This window comes from Streptomyces sp. 8N114, from assembly GCF_052245835.1.
Taxonomy (GTDB): Bacteria; Actinomycetota; Actinomycetes; order Streptomycetales; family Streptomycetaceae; genus Streptomyces.
Map to the genome: position 1 here is coordinate 53,125 of NZ_JBQQBT010000017.1, position 20,197 is coordinate 73,321.

At 71.0% G+C, this 20,197-nt stretch carries 15 protein-coding genes and 1 pseudogene; 5 read left to right on the forward strand and 11 right to left on the reverse strand.

The window, feature by feature from the left end:
• Window positions 1–22 precede the first annotated feature (22 nt).
• Window positions 23–1,324 carry an exo-beta-N-acetylmuramidase NamZ family protein gene (locus ACTWQF_RS27255; RefSeq protein WP_443282339.1) on the reverse strand — a complete coding sequence of 434 codons (1,302 nt, stop codon included), beginning with the start codon at window positions 1,322–1,324 and terminating at the stop codon, window positions 23–25.
• 170 nt (window positions 1,325–1,494) lie between these two features.
• On the opposite strand from ACTWQF_RS27255, the gene ACTWQF_RS27260 reads away from it, so the two are divergent.
• Window positions 1,495–2,004 carry an O-acetyl-ADP-ribose deacetylase gene (locus tag ACTWQF_RS27260; protein ID WP_443282340.1) on the forward strand — a complete coding sequence of 170 codons (510 nt, stop codon included), beginning with the start codon at window positions 1,495–1,497 and terminating at the stop codon, window positions 2,002–2,004.
• Between the two features lie 88 nt (window positions 2,005–2,092).
• On the opposite strand, the gene ACTWQF_RS27265 is transcribed toward ACTWQF_RS27260, so the two are convergent.
• The 4 genes from ACTWQF_RS27265 to ACTWQF_RS27280 all read right to left on the reverse strand — a co-directional run bounded on the left by ACTWQF_RS27265 (window position 2,093) and on the right by ACTWQF_RS27280 (window position 5,657).
• Window positions 2,093–3,193 (reverse strand): questin oxidase family protein, encoded by a 1,101-nt coding sequence (locus ACTWQF_RS27265; RefSeq protein ID WP_443282341.1) that lies wholly within the window; start codon window positions 3,191–3,193, stop codon window positions 2,093–2,095.
• Between the two features lie 100 nt (window positions 3,194–3,293).
• Window positions 3,294–4,100, reverse strand: coding sequence for an ABC transporter ATP-binding protein (locus tag ACTWQF_RS27270; protein WP_443282342.1), 807 nt, complete (start codon window positions 4,098–4,100; stop codon window positions 3,294–3,296).
• Between the two features lie 71 nt (window positions 4,101–4,171).
• Entirely contained in the window at window positions 4,172–4,915 is a 744-nt protein-coding gene (locus ACTWQF_RS27275; RefSeq protein WP_443282343.1) for an MBL fold metallo-hydrolase, read from the reverse strand.
• A 133-nt stretch (window positions 4,916–5,048) separates the two neighbouring features.
• Window positions 5,049–5,657, reverse strand: coding sequence for a hypothetical protein (locus ACTWQF_RS27280; protein ID WP_443282344.1), 609 nt, complete (start codon window positions 5,655–5,657; stop codon window positions 5,049–5,051).
• Window positions 5,658–5,846: 189 nt separating this feature from the next.
• Between ACTWQF_RS27280 and ACTWQF_RS27285 the strand changes: the two genes are divergently transcribed.
• Complete coding sequence (locus tag ACTWQF_RS27285) at window positions 5,847–6,962, forward strand: LysR family transcriptional regulator (protein WP_443282345.1); 1,116 nt, start codon at window positions 5,847–5,849, stop codon at window positions 6,960–6,962.
• A 161-nt stretch (window positions 6,963–7,123) separates the two neighbouring features.
• Here ACTWQF_RS27285 and ACTWQF_RS27290 read toward each other — a convergent pair.
• The 6 genes and pseudogenes from ACTWQF_RS27290 to ACTWQF_RS27315 form a co-directional block, all read right to left on the reverse strand.
• Window positions 7,124–7,759 (reverse strand): annotated as a pseudogene (locus tag ACTWQF_RS27290) (LutC/YkgG family protein); the annotation flags it as partial.
• Window positions 7,756–9,288, reverse strand: a complete 1,533-nt coding sequence (locus ACTWQF_RS27295; protein WP_443282346.1) for a lactate utilization protein B — start codon at window positions 9,286–9,288, stop codon at window positions 7,756–7,758. The pseudogene ACTWQF_RS27290 and the gene ACTWQF_RS27295, both read right to left, overlap by 4 nt.
• The gene (locus ACTWQF_RS27300; RefSeq protein ID WP_443282347.1) at window positions 9,285–10,037 is read right to left on the reverse strand and encodes a (Fe-S)-binding protein; all 753 of its coding nucleotides are present in this window, start codon (window positions 10,035–10,037) and stop codon (window positions 9,285–9,287) included. Before ACTWQF_RS27300 ends, ACTWQF_RS27295 begins: the two co-directional genes overlap by 4 nt.
• Window positions 10,028–11,584 (reverse strand): rhamnulokinase, encoded by a 1,557-nt coding sequence (locus ACTWQF_RS27305; RefSeq protein WP_443282348.1) that lies wholly within the window; start codon window positions 11,582–11,584, stop codon window positions 10,028–10,030. The genes ACTWQF_RS27300 and ACTWQF_RS27305 overlap by 10 nt, the downstream gene beginning before the upstream one ends.
• Window positions 11,572–12,765, reverse strand: a complete 1,194-nt coding sequence (gene rhaI, locus ACTWQF_RS27310; RefSeq protein WP_443282349.1) for an L-rhamnose isomerase — start codon at window positions 12,763–12,765, stop codon at window positions 11,572–11,574. The genes ACTWQF_RS27305 and rhaI overlap by 13 nt, the downstream gene beginning before the upstream one ends.
• Before the next feature lie 182 nt (window positions 12,766–12,947).
• On the reverse strand, window positions 12,948–16,184 hold the full coding sequence (locus ACTWQF_RS27315; protein WP_443282350.1) for a family 78 glycoside hydrolase catalytic domain: 3,237 nt from the start codon (window positions 16,182–16,184) through the stop codon (window positions 12,948–12,950).
• A 248-nt stretch (window positions 16,185–16,432) separates the two neighbouring features.
• On the opposite strand from ACTWQF_RS27315, the gene ACTWQF_RS27320 reads away from it, so the two are divergent.
• The 3 genes from ACTWQF_RS27320 (at window position 16,433) to ACTWQF_RS27330 (ending at window position 20,120) form a co-directional block, all read left to right on the forward strand.
• The gene (locus ACTWQF_RS27320; RefSeq protein ID WP_443282351.1) at window positions 16,433–18,034 is read left to right on the forward strand and encodes a sugar ABC transporter ATP-binding protein; all 1,602 of its coding nucleotides are present in this window, start codon (window positions 16,433–16,435) and stop codon (window positions 18,032–18,034) included.
• Entirely contained in the window at window positions 18,031–19,068 is a 1,038-nt protein-coding gene (locus ACTWQF_RS27325) for an ABC transporter permease (protein ID WP_443282352.1), read from the forward strand. The genes ACTWQF_RS27320 and ACTWQF_RS27325 overlap by 4 nt, the downstream gene beginning before the upstream one ends.
• A gap of 71 nt (window positions 19,069–19,139) precedes the next feature.
• Window positions 19,140–20,120 carry an ABC transporter permease gene (locus ACTWQF_RS27330; protein WP_443282418.1) on the forward strand — a complete coding sequence of 327 codons (981 nt, stop codon included), beginning with the start codon at window positions 19,140–19,142 and terminating at the stop codon, window positions 20,118–20,120.
• Window positions 20,121–20,197: the final 77 nt, after the last annotated feature.

Below are 20,197 nucleotides of genomic sequence, written 5' to 3' on the forward strand. Positions count from 1 at the left end.
TGGCCGGGCGCCGGCCGGCGCTTCACCGGTAGAGCAGGTACCGCTGCCGTGTCCGCTCGAAGTCACGTACCTCGGAGCGCCACGCACCGGTGATCTCTTCCAGGCTGCGGCCCGCGTCGAGCATTTCCCGCAGCCGGGAGGAGCCCGACAACTTGTCGATCCAGAACGGCCGCTCGGGGTCGGAATCCTTGCGCCAGGCGAAGCCGTCGTACTTCTTCGCCTCCAGCAGCATGGCAACCGCTGTCGGTACGGCCTGGTAGCGGACGGGATCGGTCACCAGCAGCTGTACGCCCGCGCAGGTCTTTCCCTGGTGCTTGCTGAAGGTGGGCACGAAGTAGCCCTCACGGAAGCGCACCCCCGGCAGCCGCAGGGCGTTGAGCCGGTCGCTGTAGTGGTAGTCCAGGAAAGGCGCGCCGATGAACTGGAACGGCAGCGTGGTGCCGCGTCCCTCGGACAGGTTCGTCCCCTCGAAGTATCCGGTGCCCGCGTAGGCGGTCGCAGTATCGGGCGTCGGAACGTTCGGGGACGGCGGCACCCACAGCAGCCCCGTCTGCTGCGCCGTCGTGCGGGGCGACCAGCCGTGCATCCGGACGACCTCCAGCTCCGCCTGTCCGCCGTCCCCCTCGTGGGGCAGCAGTTCGCCGTTGAAGTAGCGGGCCAGCTCGCCGACGGTCATGCCGTGCTGCTGGATGATCGGCTTGAGCCCGACCCCGGAGGCGAACCCGGGCCTCAGCAGGGGCCCGTCCGCTCGGCGGCCGATCGGGTTCGGCCGGTCCAGCACGACGAAGGACGCTCCGGTCTCCCGGGCGGCCACCATGGCGTGGTACATCGTCCAGATGTACGTGTAGAAGCGCACTCCGACGTCCTGGATGTCGAAGACGACGGTGTCCACGCCGGCCTTGCGGAAGAGGGCCGCCATCTTCGCGCCGTCGGCGCCGTACGCGTCGTAGACGGTCAGTCCGGTACGCGGGTCCTTGAACTCGGGCTCCGACTCGCCCGCCTGTGCACTGCCCCGGAAGCCGTGCTCCGGGCCGAAGACACCCACGATGTTCAGTCCGTCGTGGGCCGCCATCGAGTCGACCACATGCCCGGCGTCCCGCAGTACGCCGGTCGGGTTGCTGACGACACCCACCTTCCGGTCCCGCAGGATGCGCCAGCCCTCGGCCGCCGCGACATCGGCGCCCGGTGTCACCGGTCGTGCGCCGCGTCCGCCGACGGCCTGTCCCGACGGCGCCGCCGCGGCGGACTGGGCGAGCAGCGGAGCGGCGACGGCGGCTGCCGTGCCACCGGCCAGCAGTGAACGGCGCGAGGGTGCAGCGGTCATGAGGGACCGTCCTTCCGGCGTCCGGGAGTGCAGCAGGCGGTAGTGCCAGCTAATACGAACGCGAGGCTGCCGACCAGAGGGCGCGCAGCGGCAGCCGACCGGGAGCCCGGAGGGAGAGCGCAGCAGGTAACCGGTGTGCGTGGCGACGTGTGCCGCGCCAGGATGGGGTCATGCCGACGAACATCACCCTGGTGCAGGGCGACATCACCGAACAGGACGTCGACGCCGTGGTCAACGCCGCCAACTCCTCGCTGCTGGGCGGGGGCGGGGTGGACGGCGCCATCCACCGCAAGGGCGGCCCGGACATCCTCGCCGAATGCCGCAAGCTGCGCGCCTCGCACTACGGGAGCGGCCTCCCCACCGGAAAGGCCGTCGCCACCACAGCGGGACGGCTGCCGGCGCGCTGGGTCATCCATACGGTTGGCCCGGTGTGGAGCCAGGAGGAGGACCGCTCGGAGTTGCTGGCCTCCTGCCACCGCGAGTCGCTCCGAGTGGCACGCGAACTCGGTGCCCGCACTGTCGCGTTCCCCGCCATCTCGACAGGCGTCTACCGCTGGCCGCTCGACGACGCCGCGCGCATCGCGGTACGTACGCTGCGGGAGGAGGGCGAGGGCTTCGCCGAGCTGCGTCTCGTCCTGTTCGACCAGCGCTCCTACGACGCCTTCCAGGCCGCTCTCTGAGCCCCGCGGCCGCCCTCTGGGCCAAGGCCCGCGCGTGACGGCTGCCGCGCCCGTGTGACGGCTGCCGCGCCGCCCTCCGGGGTCCCGTTCAGGTCCCCGGCTCGATCAGCTCCGTCGCGCGCAGCACCGCCGTCACGGCGAGCGGGTCCTCGTCGTCGGCGAGGGCTGCCACATCCAGTGCGGTGTCCGCGAACTTGATGGCGTGCTCGTTCCCGTGGACAGCCGCACGGGCGAAGGCTTCCTCCGGTGCGACCGAGAGGGCGGAGGGGACGGGCGCGCCCTGCGCGGGCGCGTACACGGCCATGACAGCCGAGCTCGCGGCCCAGGCGGCATCCACGCCGGCGGCCCACAGGGTGCGCGGAAGAGCAGGCAGGATACGCAGCACGGCGTTGGGCGCGGTCGCCGCGTGCACCAGCATGACCGGCGCGCCGTGTGCGTGGGTGGCGTACCGGTGGGTGGCCGCGCGCACGATCTCCTCGAGGTCGGCGCGGGCGCTGTCGGGATCCGTGCTGCCGGGCCCGTCAGCACTGTCCTGGCCGGTACGTCCCGCAGGGTGCGGCCTCTGGGGCAGTGCCGTGATGCGGGCGAGCCGCTCGCGGATTCCGCCGCTCTGGTCGGCGATCAGCGGCACGGCGTCGTAGCCCGCTTCCGCGGACGCCTCCGCGGGCAGGTGTTCGATCCGGGGCAGCGCGCTGTGCCGGGCCGCCCAGTACCCGAGCGCGTGTGCCAGCTCCGCACGGCGCGGCGCGGTCCCGCCGCCGTCCGCGAGCAGGGCCCGCACGGCGTGCCCCGTACGGATCACCGGGTGGGTGGCGCCTGCGGAGATGCCCGGCAGCAGCCGCGGCCACCAGAGGGCGAGCACCTCCTGCCAGGGGTGCTCCTCGACCTGGTGGGCGAAGTAGCGGATCCAGTCCGCGAGGCGCCGCGGATCGCCCAGAGCCTCGCGCCAGTTCGACTCGGACACAGGCGAGTCCTGCCCTGGCATGTCCTCGAGCTTGTCCCGGTAGGCGTCGATCCAGCGGTGTACGGCAGGGGCCTGCCCGTGCCGAACCAGCGCCTCGACGGCCATGGGCGCGTGGTTGCTGAGCCAGCCCTCGCGCTCCGGGCCGCTGGTGTGCAGGCGCTCCAGTGCCTCGTCCAGCGTCCCGGTGGTGTCGCCGCGGCCTGCGTTCCTCGTTGCTGGGTCCATACCGGGGACGCTACGACCGGCCACGGCTCCCGGTAACGGGCGCGGGACCGACCCGGTCTACCTCGAAAGCCCTAGGGCAGGCCGGGAGAAGAACCCGGGGTCACGCCCTCCGGCCGGAGCGGGCCAGCCAGCGGCCGTCCTGGCGGGTGACCTCGATGGGGCGGCCGAAGCACCGGGTCATCAGCTCCCCGGTCAGCACCTCGGAGACGGGACCGCACGCGGCGATCCTGCCCTCGCGTAGCAGCAGCGCGTGGCTGGTGGTGGGAGGCAGCTCCTCCAAGTGGTGGGTGACAGTCACGGTCGCCAGGGACGGGCGGTCCGCTGCCAGTCGGCGTAGCGCGTCGATCAGGTCCTCGCGGGAGGGCAGGTCGAGCGCGTTGAAGGGCTCGTCCAGCAGCAGCAGTGACGGTGCGGGCATCAGGGCCCGGGCGATGAGGATACGGGCCCGCTGGCCCCCCGAGCAGACCCCGAAGGGCCGGTCGGCCAGCTCTTTGCACTCCAGCTCCGACAGCAGGTCGCTCGCCAGCCGGCGGGTCTCGTCGTCGTACTTGCGCCACAGCGGCTGCACGGTGCCGGTGGCGCCCGTCAACACCACGGTGTGCGCAGTCGCGTCCTGGGGCACGCGCTGCGCGGTGGACACATGGCCGATGTGTGCGCGCAGCTCGCGCACGTCCACCCTGCCGAGCCTGTTGCCCAGCACCTCCACGCTGCCGGCGGTGGGATGCATGACGGCGCCGAGCAGCTTCAGCAGGGTGGTCTTTCCGGCGCCGTTGGCCCCCAGCAGTGCCCAGTGCTCACCGGCCCGCACCGACCAGTCGATCCCGTCGAGGATGAGCTGGTCCGAGGTCACGCGCCGGACGACAACCCCCTCGATCGAGGCGACCTGGCGGGATGAGGGCTGGTTCATAGGGGCCTCCCGGACCTGCTGCGCGGTGGACACACGGAACACCTCGCTCCGGGTGCCGTGCGGCGACCAGACTAGCTGTATGTTGCAGCGGTCCGCGCGAGTGTTTCACCGCCACCGGTGGTCAGCGGTGCACCGTGCCCGAAGCAGACGGTCTCCACCTTCTCCCTCGCGCTCAGCGCGCACAGCCGCCGGAACGCGGCCACGGTGCGCCCCCTGTCCTGGTTGAAGACGCCCGGCGCTGGACTGTCCTCCACCTGGGCGACCGTGTCGCCGGTGAACAGCGTGCGCTGATCGGGCAGCAACAGCGCGATGCTGCCCTCCGTATGCCCCGGAACGGACAGCACGGTGGCTCCGCCGCCGAAGTCCAGCACGTCGCCCTCGTCCACCTCGAGGTCCACCCGGCAGGGCGGAGCGAGCGACAGCTTCGGAGCGTCTGCTGTGATGCCCAACGGGGCGTGCACCTGATCGAAGAGGGCACGCTCCCACTCCGGTGCGCCGGCCATGTCCGGCGGCGGGGAGGGCGCTTCGCCACGGACTATGGGCGCGTCCGCGCGGTGCGCCACCACCTCCGCCCCGTGTCGCGTGGCCAGCTCGGCGGCCGAGCCCGCGTGGTCGGGATGGAAGTGGGTGAGCACGATACGGCGCAGCGCCGTCGGCTCGGCCCCGCTGCGCCGGATGGCGTCCTCCACCGCGTCCGTGCTGCCGGGCGGGCCGGTGTCGACGAGTGTGAGAGCGTCACCGTCCCGCCACAGGTACGCCTGGCCGACAGGAAACGGGATCACATGCAGAAACGGCCGCACTGTCTGGGGTTCCATGGCGCGACCGTATGCCGGGCCCCCGGCGTGGCTCCATGGCGTTACGCCGGGGGCGTAGCCGCTGCGCGCTCAGCGAACTCCCGCCTGTGGCGGGGGCGGCGGCACCGGCGTTGAGGCGTAGGGCGTACAGGCGTCAGCGGCCCTGGAGTGCCTTCTTGTAGCGCCCCACCGGAGGCAGCCAGGCCAGCACCACCGCGACCAGTCCCAGGAGGATGGCGCCGAGGCTCGCCGAGTACAGCCCGGTCGGGGCGGCGTCCCGCAGGACGAGGGCGTGCGGGAAGGCGGCCGACAGCAGGACGACGATGGTCAGCAACACCCGCGCCCATACGGCGCCCTTGCGCGCACCCAGTGCGAGCAGCAGTACAGCGACGGCGAACACCATGGCGATCGTGGCGCGTGCCGACATGGTGCTCTGCCACTCGGTCACGACGCTGTCCCACATGGTGCCCGACAGCTGCTTGATGTCGGCCGAATCCGTTCCCGCGGACAGCCCGACCGCTGTCGGGTCGCTGTCCACCGCGTTGCGGACGTTCTCGTCGGCCAGGTCCTTGCCGCCGATGTACACGACCAGCGCGCTGAGAGCTCCGGAGAGAGCGGACAGCACGGTGACGGCCAGCATGGCGACCACGAGGCCCGGTCTCCTGACCGGCCCGGCTGCCCGGTGGCCGGTGCCCGGGTAGCCGGTCGGCATGCCGACGGGGGAGGGCATACCGCTGTGGGGGGCGGTCTGTGGGTGGTTCACGAACGGAAACTCCTTGCAAAAGTTGCATAGGGGAAGTCGAACAGCTCGACCCTTGCACGGGAACACCCGGTCGAACCACTGGTTCCGAAAAGGAATGTGAAGAACAGTGCACATGAACTTCTGGACAGGACAGGGAAGTTAGGCTGCTTGGCCCTGCCCGCACCTGAACAAGGAGAGTGAACAGCACATATGCCCCTGCCAAGCACGTCCGACTACCCGCCCGGGTTGCTCGACACAACGATGGACCAACTCCGAACCCTGCTCGCCGTCTACGAGGAGGGCACCGCGCTGGGCGCTGCCCGGCGACTCGGCCGGGAACAGTCCAGCATCCAGAAACAGCTCGACACCATGAATCGCAAACTGGGTGAACACTGCGGAGAGCCGCTGTTGCGCAAGCGCGGCCGTGGCGAGCGGGTGCAGTTCACCCGCACCGGCGAGGAACTCGCCCGGCTGGCGCGGGGAACGCTCGACGGCTGGCGCGAAGGGCTGGACACCGCCCGCAGACGGCGCGGCCGTAGCCTGCGCGTCGGCTCGACCCGCTACACACTCGGTTACCTCCTGAACGCGGTCGAGCAGGTCAACGACCGGTTCACCCGGGAGGGGGTGGAGCTGACCATGGCGCACGTCCGGAGCGGAGCGCTGCTGGAGAAGCTCCGCTGCCATGAACTGGACCTGGTGTGCGGCAGCATCCTCGTCTCGGCGTCTGCGGGGGCCGCCGAGACGACGGAAGCGGCCGAGCAGGACGTCCGGCTCGCCGGCTACGAGGTCATGGAGTGGCGGCGCGGCGGCTTCTGCCTGGTCACCAACCAGCCGGACAGCGATTTGGCGCCGGACAGCAGACAGGGCAGCAGGGCGGTGGGCGTGCGATGTCTGCCCAGACTGCCGCTGGTCGTGTCCGGCGACGGGCTGATCCCCAGTGTGCTGCGCGGCTGGTTCGGTCCTGAGTACCGCCGCCGGATGCGGATAGCCGCCGAGATCGACTCGGCCCACTACGGCTTCGAACTCCTCAGCTCCCGTGTGCTGTACGGCAGCATGCTCGTCACCCAGGGCATCGGCGAGGCGATAGCCGAAGGAAGGCTCCCCGAGGCGCAGGGACTGCGCACCCTGCCGCTGGCGGAGGACATGGGAACGAGCCAGCGGGTGCTCGTCGGTGCCTTCCGCCGGAGCGATCCGGAGAACCTCGATCCCGACCATCCGGTCAGCCTGCTGTGGGAGGAGCTGGCCCGCCAGCACGCCCGGATCCGCGACGAGGAACGGGAGTCGGCGCGGCGCGAGGCCGCACCGCTCGCCGCACCGGTCTGCTGATGCGCTGGGAGGCCGCGAGCCCGTCCGCCGGCGCGACGTTACCGGCGGCGCCCGGCGGTCGGGCTCGCCGGCGGTCGGTCTCCGGCCGCCGCCCCGGCCGCCCCGGTCCGTCCGGCCGCCGTGTCCTCCGCGGCTGCGTCCGAGTCGGCCCAGCCCTCTTCTGCGACCAGCACCACATCGAGTGTGCGCGGCCCGTGCACGCCCTCGACGCGGTCGAGTTCGATGTCACTGGTGGCGGAGGGGCCGGAGATCCACGTCTGCGGCCGGGCCGGATCCAGCCGTTCGAGAGCCTGCGGTACTGAGTCGACGACCTGCTCCGGCACCCGCACCACACAGATGTGGTGATCCGGAACAAGGGTGATGCGGCGCCGCCCCTGGTCCTCGGACGCGTCCAGCACGAGGGTGCCCGTCTCGGCCACGGCGACCGCGCATCCCGTCACCACGCTCCCCACCGCGTCGAGGCCGAGCGGGGTCAGCGCCGCTGAGTCCCGCACCTGCTCGACCCCGTCGGGCAGCCACTCCCCGGGCACTCCGGCAGGTGTCACCACGCTGGGCGAGTCCCGCTGCGCCAGCAGACCCGCGATCGTCTCCGGCAGGCCCTCCGGGGTGCAGTGGTGCACGTGCGCCCGGTAGTCCGTCAGATGGGCGGCGAGCAGCCGTGCCGTCTCCTGCGCGGAGCGTCGGCCGTGCACCCGCAGATAGTCGCGTACGACCGGAGTTCGCTCGGGCCGCTCGCCGCGGGGCACATCGGCCAAGGCGCGGCGGACCCGGCCGAGCACGGTCTCGCGGCCGCTCATCGAGTGCCCTCCTGCTGCCCGGTGCCGCCCGTGCCGAGGTTGCTGTTGCTCGCCGGGGCGCCGGCGGAGGGCCCGCGGGTGCGCCGCCACCAGTCGCGGAAGGACTCCGCCGGCACTTGCGGCACATCCCGGGTGTCCGTCCATGCGCGGCCCGGCCCCGGCAGCCTGCGCGGCACCAGGCGCCGCGTCCGGGCGGCCAGCCGCTCCCCGGTACGCAGGGCGCGCGGATGGTCGAGCGTCCAGGAGGCCGCCCGCATGGCGGCACGCTCGGCCGCGTGTCCCTTGGCGGGCCGCACAGTCGTACGCTGCCCGCGCACCGTCACCGTGCCGCCCTGAACGACACGCTCCCTTAGGTGCACCAGCACCTCGGGAATGTCGATGGCCACGGGACACACCTCGTAGCAGGCACCGCACAGCGACGACGCGTACGGCAGGGAGGCGTCCAGCCCGGTCTCCATGCTGTCGAGTTGCGGAGTGAGGATCGCGCCGATCGGCCCCGGATAGGGCGAACCGTAGGCATGCCCGCCCGCGCGCTCGTAGACCGGGCACACATTGAGACAGGCCGAGCAGCGGATGCAGCGCAGCGTCTGCCGGCCCACCCGGTCTGCCAGGGTGTCGCTGCGCCCGTTGTCGAGCAGCACCAGATGGAAGTCACGCGGGCCGTCCCCGTCCGTGGTACCCGTCCACGTGGAGGTGTACGGGTTCATCCGCTCGGCAGTGGAGGAGCGCGGCAGCAGTTGCAGAAAGACCTCCAGGTCCCGCCAGGTGGGGACGACCTTCTCGATGCCGACCACCGAGATCAGCGTCTCGGGCAGCGTCAGACACATCCGGCCGTTGCCCTCGGACTCGACGACCACCAGGGTGCCGCTCTCGGCGACCATGAAGTTCGCGCCGGAGATCCCCACTTTGGCGTTCAGGAACTTCTCCCGCAGGTGCAGCCGTGCGGCCTCCGCCAGTTCGGCGGGACGGTCCGAGAGCCCTTCCGGCGCCGGGCGCCCCCAGCGGCCCATCCGGTCCCGGAAAATATCCCGGATCTCCCCGCGGTTGCGGTGAATGGCGGGAACGAGGATGTGCGAGGGGTGATCGTCACCCAGCTGCACGATCAGCTCCGCCAGATCGGTCTCGTACGCCGAGATCCCGGCCTGTCCCAGCGCCTCGTTGAGACCGATCTCCTGCGTGGCCATCGACTTGACCTTGACGACCTCCCGTTCACCCGTCTCCCGCACGAGCCGCGTGATGATCTCGTTGGCCTCGCGCGCGTCGGCCGCCCAGTGCACGGTGCCGCCCGCGGCGGTGACCGACGCCTCCAACTGCTCCAGATAGTGGTCGAGATGGCGCAGGGTGCGGTCCTTGATCTGTGCCCCTGCTGTCCGCAGTGCGGACCAGTCCGCCAGCTCGGCCACCGCACCGGCCCGCTTGTCCCGGATGGTGTGCGTGGCGTGCCGCAGATTGCCGCGCAGCCGCTCGTCCCTGGTGGAGACCGCGGCGGCTTGCGGGAACGGCGGCATGCCCAGGTAGGTGACGCTCACAGCGGTGACTCCTCCGTGCTCGCCAGGATCTCCGCCAGATGTACGGGGCGCACCCGCGAGCCCGCCCTGGAGAGCGTGCCGCCGATGTGCATCAGACAGGAGTTGTCCACCGTGCACACCGACTCCGCGCCGCTCTCCTCGATGTGACGGGCCTTGTCGGCGCCCATGGCGGAGGAGACGGCTGCGTTCTTGACGGCGAAAGTGCCACCGAAACCGCAGCACTCCTCGGCGCCCTCCAGCTCGCGCAGTTCGAGCCCCTTCACCTCTTCCAGCAGCATGCGCGGCCGGTCGCCCAAGCCGAGTATGCGCAGCCCGTGGCAGGTCGGGTGGTAGGTGACGGTGTGCGGAAAGTAGGCGCCGACATCGGTGACCCCCAGGACGTCGACCAGGAACTCCGTCAGCTCGTAGGTGCGCGGCACAGTCCGCTCGGCCACCGCGGACAGCACTCCGCCCCGCCCCTCGGCTGCCGCCTTCGCGCCGATGCGCGGATAGTTCTCCCGCACCATGGCCGCGCAGGAGCCGGAGGGGACGACGATGTGGTCGTAGCCCTCGAACGCCGCGGCGTAACGGTGCACCAGAGGCTCGGTGGCGTGCCGGTAGCCGGTGTTGAACTGCGGCTGGCCGCAGCACGACTGGGCCTCGGGGAAATCGACCTGCACCCCGAGTCTCTCCAGCAGCGTCACCACGGCCCGCCCCGTGCGCGGATAGAGCGCGTCGTTGATGCACGTGACGAAGAGCGCTACGCGCACGATGCCTCCCTTCCGTCCTCGCGCTGCCTGCCGTCCCGGGGCGCGTCCGTACGGACGCGCGCAGCGGCCTGCTCCCACGACGAGTGATCAGCCGTCGGTGCATACTGTCGCAGCCGCACACTGCTGCGCACCAGGTCTCGTAGCGCGGAGAGCGGACCGGTCACCGCTCCGGCCGTACGCGCCTGGACCAGCACGTTCCCGTATGCCGCGGCCTCCACGGGTCCGGCGACGACCGGCAGCCCGCAGGCGTCGGCGGTCAGCTGGCACAGCAGTGCGTTGCGCGCTCCTCCGCCGACGATGTGCACTGTCTCCACCTCCTGCCCGGACAGCCGCCGGGCGTCGAAGACGGCTTCCCGGTGCGCGAGGGCGAGGGAGTCCAGGACGCAGCGTGCGGTCTCGGCAGGGTCGCGCGGCACGGGCTGGCCGCTGCGGCGACACGCCTCGGCGATCCGCCGGGGCATCTGCCCGGGCTCCAGGAACTCCGCACCACCCGCGTCCACGACCGAACGCAGCCCCGGTACCCGGGCTGCCGACTCCAGCAGGGTGTCCAGCTCTTGCGGTGTGCCCTCCGCCTCCCATGCGCGCAGGCACTCCTGGAGCAGCCACAACCCCATGATGTTGCGCAGATAGCGCACGGTGCCGTCCACACCCAGCTCGTGGGTGAAGTTCGCCGCCCGGCTCTCCTCGGTGAGCACCGGGGAGGCAAGCTCGACCCCGGCCAGCGACCATGTGCCGGTGGCGATGTACGCGAACCTGCCGCCCTGTGCGGGCACTCCCGCGACGGCGGACGCCGTGTCGTGCGCGCCCACTGCCGTGACGGGTACCGGCCCCGTCAGTCCCGTCTCGGCGAGCACGCCGGGCAGCAGCTGCCCGGCCGGGTCCCCGGGGGAGCGCAGCGGGGGGAAGAGGCTCGGTTCAAGCCCGAGCGCGTCCAGCACCGGCTCCGACCAGCTGTGGGTACGCGGGTCGATCAGCTGCGTGGTGGAGGCGATGGTCAGCTCGGTGCCGCGCTGCCCGGTCAGCCAGTACGAGATCAGGTCGGGGACGAGCAGCAACTGGTGGGCTGCCTGGAACTGGCGGCTGCCGTGGGCGGCGGCCAGCTGGTACAGCGTGTTGATGGGCATCCGCTGGATACCGGTGTGCGCGTACAGCTCATCGGCGGGCAGTACTTTCCCGACCTCGGTCGGCATGTCCTGGGTGCGTGCGTCGCGGTAGTGCACGGGATTGCCGAGCAGGGCGCCGTCCGCGTCCAGCAGCCCGTAGTCGACGCCCCAGGAGTCGATGCCCACGGAGGCCGGCTCCTCCGGGCCGTTGCCCGCCGCAGCGCCTGCGGCACGCAGCCCGTCCAGCACGCCCGCGTAGAGCCCCAGCACGTCCCAGTGCAGGGTGCCGAGCACCCGCACCGGCCGGTTGGCGAACCGGTGCACCTCCTCCAGCGCCAGCTTGCCGTCCTGTGCCCGGCCGAGCATGACCCGGCCGCTGGACGCGCCCAGGTCGACGGCGGCGAACGCGCCCCGGGCAGCCGCGGGGTGCCTCACGCTCCCCATCCTGCCTGCCGGCCGCCCACCCGGTCGCGCTCGATGGCCTCCGCCCAGCCGGAGGCCGCGTAGGCCGCAACCGGGTCGCGGTCGGCGCCCAGCTTTTCCCGTACGTCGGCCAGCAGCGGCCGGACATCGGTGTTGTAGGCGTCCATCAGGATGGCGTTGGCGCCCAGCACATCACCGGACCGCTGCGCCTCGCGCAGGGCCTCCCGGTCCACCAGGAGAGCCTTGGCGGTGGCCTCCTGGACGTTCATCACCGAGCGGATGATGGCAGGGATCTTGGGTTCGATGTTGTGGCACTGGTCGAGCATGAAGGCGATCCCAGGGTCGCTCTCGGCGCTCTCCGGTGTGCCGGGCAGGCCGCCACCGGCGCGCACCTCGTACATGATGCGGAACAGCTGGAAGGGGTCGGCGGCGCCCGCCATCAGGTCGTCGTCCGCGTAGAAGCGTGAGTTGAAGTCGAACGCGCCCAGCTTCCCCTCGTTCAGCAGGGAGGCGACGATGAACTCGATGTTGGTGCCCGGGGCGTGGTGGCCGGTGTCCACGCAGACCTGCGCCTTGGGGCCGAGCTTGAGGCAGTGCGCGTAGGAGGTGCCCCAGTCGGGCACGTCCGTCGCGTAGAAGGCCGGCTCGAACAGCTTGTACTCCAGCACCAGTCGCTGTTCGGGCCCCAGCCGCTCGTAGACGGCACACAGCGCCTCCGCCAGCCGCCCCTGACGGGCCCGCAGGTCGTCCTGGCCCGGGTAGTTGAGTCCGTCGGAGAACCACAGCTTCAGGTCGCGCGAACCCGTGGCGTCCATGATGTCGACGCACTCCATCAGATGGTCCAGTGCCTTGCGCCGTACCGCGGGGTCCGGGTTGGTGACCGAGCCGAGCTTGTACTCGTCCTCCTGGAAGACGTTCGCGTTGATGGCACCCAGCTGCAGCCCGCGTTCCCGGGCGTGGTCGGCGAGCGCGGCGTAGTCGTCCGTGTGGTCCCAGGGAATGTGCAGGGCAACCTGGGGTGCCACCCCGGTGTGCTGGTGCACCCGTGCCGCGTCGTCCAGCTTCTCGTGGACCGTACGCGGGACCCCGGCCTGTGCGAACACCTTGAAGCGCGTACCGGAGTTCCCGTACGCCCATGACGGCGTCTCGATCCGCTGCTCGCTCAGCGCGGATTTCACGAGCGCGAGGTTCTGCTCAGGCATACGGCTCCTTGAGTGGACGCGGGAACGGGCGGAGCGCTCATGAAAGCGCGCCCATGAAACGATTCAGAGCATTGGCCGGACCGAAACTAGACCGCCCTCCAATGGCCGTCAAGGGTCCGTGCAAGCAGGGGAGTTGCGGCCTGCGCCGTACGGGGCGCGTCCCCCTGCGGCGCGGGCAAGCCTCAGGTGCGGCAGACGAAGCGGTACTTCCCCGAGCCGGTGAGGAAGACGGCGCAGCCGTCCTCGATGCGCTGGAACTTCGCGCCCTCCTGTGTGACCTGCTCCCGCTGCCGTGCAGGCACCCACACTTGAGCGGTGGTGTTCACCGGCACCGTCACATCCAGCGTGAACTTGCCGTCCTCCGCACGCGTCCAGTGCGTGGCGACGGTGCCGTACAGGGAACCGAACCGTGCCGAGGCACTCCGCAGACTGCCGCCCGGCCGCGGCCTGACGGTGATGGCGCGGAAGCCCGGCTCCTTGGGCGAGATCCCGGTGATGTTCTCGTACATCCACTGTCCGACGGAACCGTAGGCGTAGTGGTTGAAGGAGTTCATCCCCACGTCCTGAAAGCTGCCGTCCGGTTTGATCGAGTCCCACCGCTCCCACATCGTCGTGGAGCCCCGGTCGATCTGATAGCCCCAGGAGGGGAACGTCCGCTGCTCCAGCAGCCGGTACGCCACCTCCGTGTGCCCGGCGCCGGTGAGCGCGGGCAGCAGCCGCGGAGTGCCCAGGAAACCGGTTGAGAGATGGCCGCCCCGGGCGTCGATCAGCTCCACCAGCCGGTCGGCTGCCGCACGCCGCAGCGCGGCCGTCGGCAGCAGATCCATGGACAGCGCCAGTACGTACCCGGTCTGGGTGTCTCCCTTGATGCGCCCGTTGCCGTCCACATAGGCGGCGTTGAAGGCGCTGCGGATGCGCTTGGACAGCTCCTCGTACGGTGCCGCGTCCTTGCCCAGCAGTCGCGCTGTACGGGCCACCAGATCGGTGACATCCGCGAAGCAGGCCGTGCCGATGACGTCCTTGGGGGTCTCGTCGTCGACGTTGAGCCAGTCTCCGTAGCCCTCCGCAGGGCGCAGCAGCCCTTCGCTGTGCGCCTCCAGGTAGTCGATCCAGGCACGCATCGCCTGCCAGTTCTCCTCCAGCACCCGCTCGTCCCCGTATGCGCGGTGCAGATTCCAGGGCACGGTCACCCCGGCATCGCCCCACCCGGCGACGCCCTTGCCGACGGTCCCCAAGAACGGGGCCACATCGGGGAAGGCGCCCTTCTCGTTCCCCTCCGCCGGCTGACCGTCGCGCAGGTCCTGCAGCCACTTGGTGAGGAACCGTGCCGCTTCCATCACGTAGGCGGCGGTGGGTGCGAAGACGTTGATGTCACCGGTCCAGCCGAGCCGCTCGTCCCGTGCGGGAGTGTCCGTGGGTATGGACAGGAAGTTGCCGCGCTGGCCCCAGGTGATGTTGCGGTGCAGCTGGTTGAGCATTTCCGAGTCGCTGGAGAACTCCATCGTGAACGGCGCGGAGGTGTGCATGACGCGCCCCGTGACGGCGTCCTTGCCCGGGGTGCCCGGATAGCCGGAGACCTCGACGTAGCGGAAGCCGTGGAAGGTGAAGCGCGGCTCGTACGTCTCCGTGCGGCCGGTGCCCTTGAGGGTGTAGGTGTCGACCGGGCGCGCGGTACGCAGATTCTCGGTGTAGAGCGCGCCGTCCTGGTCCAGGACCTCGACGTGGCGCAGGGTGACACGCTCGCCGGCCTGCCCGGCGACCTTCAGCCGGACCGAACCCACCATGTTCCGGCCGAGGTCGAAGAGGTGGACTCCGGGTCGTATCTCCTTGACGTCGACCGGCTCGATCTCCTTCATCACCCGGGTCGGCGCGTCGGTCATGGCGACCACCTCAGGGGTCTTCCCCGCCATCGCTCCGGCGGGCTGCCAGGCCGTGTCGTCGAAACCTTGCCGGTCCCAGCCCTCCGCCTCCTTGCGTGCGTCGTACTCCTCGCCCAGCAGCAGATCAGCCGTCAGCAGCGGCCCCGCGGCGGAGCGCCACGAGCCGTCGCTGGCCACCCGCTCGGTGCGACCGTCCTGGTAGGTGACCTCCAGCAGGGCGAGCAGCGCCGGGTGCTCGCCGTACTGCTGCTGCCCGAACCAGGCGACGTGGCCGGCGTACCAGCCGGGCGCCAGGGTGACGGCCAGCGCGTTGTTGCCGTCGCGCACCATGTCGGTCACGTCGTACGCCTGGTAGGCGACACGCTTGCGGTAGTCGGTCCAGCCCGGGGTGAGCTGGTCGTGTCCGACCCGCTCTCCGTTGAACCGTGCCTCGTACAGGCCGAGCGCGCTCGCGTACAGCCGTGCGCGTGCCACCGGGCCACTCGGCAGCCGGAACGAGCGCCGTAGCAGTGCGGGGCTCTGCTGGGGGAGCACCTTGCCCCATGGATCCGCGCCCCAGTCCGCGACCTTCTGCGCCTGCCGCCAGCCGCTGTCGTCGTACCCCGGGCCGCGCCAGTCGTCGCCCTCCGGTTCATCCGCTGTGGCACGCCACCCCGTGGCATCGGTGGTGAAGCGGGAGGTGCCCGCGTCCGTGGTCACCTCCAGGACGGCGAGCAGCCCCGCGGCGCCCGCCGCAGCGTTGCGCGCGGAGACGGCCAGCACGTTGCGGCCTGCGCGCACCAGCTCGGTGACATCGGCGCGTGCCGGCCGGCTCCAGGACTTCTGCACGCCCACCGCCTCTCGATCCGTCGCCCGGTCGCCGTTGACCCACGCGGTGAAGCCGTCGTCGGCGGCCATGACGAGTTCGGCCTTGCCGACCTTTCCCGAGACCTCGAACGTGCCGCGGAACCAGCGGGTGGCCGCCGGCGCCCGTCCGGTACCGCCTGCCTCCGGGAACCACACCCAGGCTGCGTCCTCGACGGACGGCGGTGCCACCAACGCGGGAGGTGCGGTGATCCAGTCGGCGTGCCAGTCCGCCTGTGGGCCGAGCCCGGTCTCCCACCAGGTCGGTTCGCTCCACGCGGAAGGCCGGCCGTCCTTGTCCCATACGCGGACCGACCAGTGGTAGCGCGTCCGGGGACGGAGCGCCGGGCCGTCGTAGGACACCAGCACCGACCGGCCCGACTTCTGTTTGCCGCTGTCCCATACGTCGGGGGAACGCAGCCCGGCGGCGGAGGTGGCGACGCGGATCCGGTAGGCGGTCTGCCGCTGGCCGCGGGTACGGGAGTGGAGGGTCCAGCTCAGCCGGGGGCGAGGAGTGTCCAGCCCGAGGGGCTGGTCGGCGTACTCGGTAGTGGTGCTTCCGATGTGCAGCCCCTCGCCGTCGTGCCGGTCGGTGTTCGCGAAAGCTGGCGGCGTCAGCTCGGGCAGCGCTTGCACAGTGCCTGAAACGGCGGCTGTGACGGTGGCTGTGGCGAGGATCTGGCGTCTGCTGATCACGTGCGCCTCCTGGAAGCCGTACGACTAAAAACGATTCAGTACCGGCTTGGGGGAACGTAGAGGCGTTCTTCAGAGGCGGTCAATACCCTCGCCCTTGCTGGGATTTAGCTGCCTCTCACCCTCTTGACCCGGCTGTGGGTTGGGGCTAGCTTCCCGTCCATTGTTCCCTGACGCCTTGAATCATTTCACTTCTGCATGACCGTCGTTGACTCACCGTCAGTTGCCTTGCTGCGCACCGGAGGAGAAGCATGAGCAGGACCGCACCGGCCGGCGCCGACCAGGCGCCGGTTCTCGCGCTGAAGGGGGTGAACAAGTCCTTCGGCAGTGTGCGTGCGCTGCGCGGCGTGCATCTCGAGCTGTACGCCGGGGAGGCACACGCCCTCGCGGGAGAGAACGGCGCGGGCAAGTCCACGCTGATCAAGATCCTCGCCGGTGTGCACGCCCCCGACAGCGGCACCGTGCTGCTCGACGGTTCCCCGGCCGCCTTCCACGGTCCCGCCGACGCGCGTGACGCCGGCATCGCGGTCATCTACCAGGAACCGACGCTCTTCGGCGACCTGTCCATTGCCGAGAACATCTTCATGGGCCGTCAGCCCCGTCGCTCTCTGGGCCGGATCGACCATGCCGCCGTCCGGGAGGCCACCGCGGCGCTGATGGAGCGGCTCGGCGTCGACCTGCACCCGGACCGGGCCGCACGCGGACTGTCCATCGCCGACCAGCAGATCGTCGAGATCGCCAAAGCGCTCTCCTTCGACGCACGGGTACTGATCATGGACGAGCCGACAGCGGCGCTCACCGGGAGCGAGACGGCGCGGCTCTTCTCCGTCGTCGAGGCCCTACGTGCCGAGGGCGCGGCCGTGCTGTTCATCTCCCACCGGCTCGGCGAGATCTTCGAACTGTGCCAGTGCGTCACCACTCTGCGCGACGGCCGGCTCGTCGCCTCCGAACCCCTGGCCGGCCTGACGGAGGACGAACTCGTCCGCCGGATGGTCGGCCGCGACCTGGGGGAGCTCTATCCCAAGCAGGAGACCCGCGTCGATGAGGTGGCGCTCACCGTGCACCGGCTCACCCGCGAAGGCGTCTTCCGCGACATCTCCTTCGAGGTGCACAAAGGGGAGATCGTCGCGCTGGCCGGACTGGTGGGCGCGGGTCGGAGCGAGGTCGCCCAGGCCGTCTTCGGCGTCGACCGCCCCGACGCGGGCGAGGTCCGGGTCGCCGGGAAGGTGCTCCGCACGGGCTCACCCACCGCCGCCATGAGCGCCGGAGTCGCCCTCGTACCGGAGGACCGCAGACAACGCGGGCTGGTCATGGAAGCCTCCATCGAGCGCAACATCGGTCTCACCGGTCTCGGCAGCCTCGGCCGGGGCGGACTCGTCCGCCGTGCCGCTGAGCGGGCCCGCGCGGGGGACTGGGGGCTGAAGCTGCGGCTGAAGTACGACCGCCTCTCCGACTCCGTGAGCGTGCTCTCCGGCGGCAACCAGCAGAAGGTCGTCCTCGCCAAGTGGCTGGCCACCGAGCCGGCGGTGCTCATCGTCGACGAACCCACCCGCGGCATCGACGTCGGCACCAAGGCCGAGGTGCACCGCCTGCTGACCTCACTGGCCGCCGAAGGGCTCGCCATCCTGATGATCTCCTCCGACCTGCCCGAAGTCCTCGGCATGGCCGACCGGGTCCTCGTCATGCACGAGGGCCGCCTCGTCACCGAGATACCCCGCGACCGCGCCGACGAGGAGAGCGTGATGGCGGCGGCCACCGGACGCACCCGACCGGCAGGACCAGAAGGCCCGGTAGGAGCGGCAGCACCGCAGACATCGGGAACGCCGCAAGGGCCGGAAGGAGGCGCCGCGTGAGCACCACCCTGCCGCCCCCCGCCGCCACCCGCACCGAGCCGGAGCGCACCGGCCGCTCCACGGCCGAAACCGTGCTGCGGGTCCGCGAGTACAGCATCGGCGGCGCCCTCGTCCTGCTGATCCTCGTCACCTGGCTGGTCAACCCCTCCTTCCTCGACGACCAGGGCATCAAGGATCTGCTGCTCAACTCCTCCATCCTCGTGCTGCTCGCCACCGGACAGTCCGTCGTCGTCCTCACCCGCAACATCGACCTGTCCGTCGGCTCCGTCGTCGGGCTGACCGCGTTCGCCTGCGGCTCGTTCGTCTCCGGTACCGACCACGGGCCGCTGACCCTCGTCCTGCTCGGCATCGCCCTGGGCGCCGCCTGCGGGCTCGTCAGCGGTGCCCTCGTCAGCTTCGGCAGGGTGCCCGCGCTGGTCGTCACTCTCGGCATGCTGTACGTCATCCAGGGCGTCGACCACGCCTGGGCGCACGGGGAGCAGATCAACGCGGCCACCGTGCCCGACGACATCCTCACCCTGGGCAGCGGCAGCGTCCTCGGCGTCCCCTATCTGCCGCTCATCTCCGCGCTGGTGCTCGCCGCGACGGGCTACTTCCTGCGCACCTACCGCAGCGGCAGGGAGCTGTACGCCATCGGTTCCAACCCGGAGGCAGCGCGTCTGGCGGGCATCCCCATCCGCCGCCGGGTGCTCACCGCGTACGCCTTCTCCGGTGCCGTCGCCGGGTTCGCCGGTGCGCTGTGGCTGGCCCGCTTCGGCACCGTCGTCGCCGACGCGGCCAACGGCTGGGAGCTGACCGTCGTCAGCGCGGTCGTCGTCGGCGGCGTGGCCATCACCGGGGGAGTGGGCACCGTGTGGGGCGCCGCGCTGGGCGCGCTGCTGCTGACCACCATCGGCAGCGCCCTGGTCGTGCTGAAAGTCAGCTCCTTCTGGGAGCAGGCCATCACCGGTGCGCTGCTGCTCGCCGCCATCAGCACCGACCGGGTCGTACGCAGCCGCAGCACCCGTGCGCTCAGGAAGAGGAGAAGGCAGTGAACGCACCACCAGCCGCGCCGGCGGACACGCCCACACCGCCTGCCGAGGACCGAGGTGAGGCCGGCCGTGGCCTGAGCCGCTTCCTGCGCTGGGACGCGGCTGTCGGTGCCCTGCTGGTCGCCGCCTTCCTGGTGGGCACCGGCACCACCGAGGGCTTCTCCGACACGGCGAACCTGGCGGCGGCCCTCAACGACACCGCGGAGATCGCCCTGCTGGCGCTGCCGATGACCCTTCTGGTGGTCGCGGGCCAGGTCGACCTGTCCGTCGCCTCCATGCTCGGCCTCTCCAGCGCCCTGGCGGGGGCACTGTGGGATGCGGGGTGGACCTTCGAGACGCTGGTTCCGGTCTGTCTGGTGGTCGGGCTGCTCGGCGGACTGCTCAACGGCTGGCTCGTCACCCGGGTCGGACTGCCCTCGCTCGCCGTCACCATCGGCACCCTCACCCTCTACCGAGGGCTGGCCTCCGTGGTGCTGGGCAACAAGGCCGTCGCCGACTTCCCCGAGACCTACGCCCACTGGGCGAGCAACACCGAGACCGTGCCGGGCACGTTCGTGCCGTATCCGTTGGCGCTCTTCGCCGTGCTGGCCGTCGCCGCCGCCGTCGTGCTGCACTGCACCGGTTTCGGCCGTGCACTGTTCGCCGTCGGCGCGCAGGAGGACGCCGCCTACTTCGCCGGGGTCCGGGTCAAACGCCTCAAGCTGATTCTCTTCGCCGTCAGCGGTTTCGTGGCGTCCTTCGCCGGGATCGTCTACACCCTGCGCTACGGCAGCGCACGCGCCGACAACGGACTGGGCCTGGAACTGACCGTCGTCGCCGCCGTGCTGCTGGGCGGTATCGACTTCGACGGCGGCAAGGGAACGCTCGGCGGCGCGGTGGCGGGGGTACTGCTCATCGGCGTGCTCAACAACCTCCTGACCCTCAACGACGTCTCCCACGAGATCCAAGTGATCGTCACCGGCGTGCTGTTGATCGTCTCGGTGCTCACCCCCAGAGTGATCTCGCTGCTCACTGCCCGCAAACACCGCCGCACAGCGGTCGGCGAGACCCCTTGACGCAGCGGCAGCGACGGGTGCGCCCCCGGCGGTCACCCACCGGCCTCGGCAGCTGAATCGCAGGTCCCCCGCACCCT

Bases quoted from the DNA above. Each gene is read 5' to 3' on its own strand.
- ACTWQF_RS27255 (WP_443282339.1), bottom strand. From the start codon at position 1,324: ATGACCGCTGCACCCTCGCGCCGTTCACTGCTGGCCGGTGGCACGGCA.
- ACTWQF_RS27260 (WP_443282340.1), top strand. From the start codon at position 1,495: ATGCCGACGAACATCACCCTGGTGCAGGGCGACATCACCGAACAGGAC.
- ACTWQF_RS27265 (WP_443282341.1), bottom strand. From the start codon at position 3,193: ATGGACCCAGCAACGAGGAACGCAGGCCGCGGCGACACCACCGGGACG.
- ACTWQF_RS27270 (WP_443282342.1), bottom strand. From the start codon at position 4,100: ATGAACCAGCCCTCATCCCGCCAGGTCGCCTCGATCGAGGGGGTTGTC.
- ACTWQF_RS27275 (WP_443282343.1), bottom strand. From the start codon at position 4,915: ATGGAACCCCAGACAGTGCGGCCGTTTCTGCATGTGATCCCGTTTCCT.
- ACTWQF_RS27285 (WP_443282345.1), top strand. From the start codon at position 5,847: ATGCCCCTGCCAAGCACGTCCGACTACCCGCCCGGGTTGCTCGACACA.
- ACTWQF_RS27305 (WP_443282348.1), bottom strand. From the start codon at position 11,584: ATGGGGAGCGTGAGGCACCCCGCGGCTGCCCGGGGCGCGTTCGCCGCC.
- rhaI (WP_443282349.1), bottom strand. From the start codon at position 12,765: ATGCCTGAGCAGAACCTCGCGCTCGTGAAATCCGCGCTGAGCGAGCAG.
- ACTWQF_RS27320 (WP_443282351.1), top strand. From the start codon at position 16,433: ATGAGCAGGACCGCACCGGCCGGCGCCGACCAGGCGCCGGTTCTCGCG.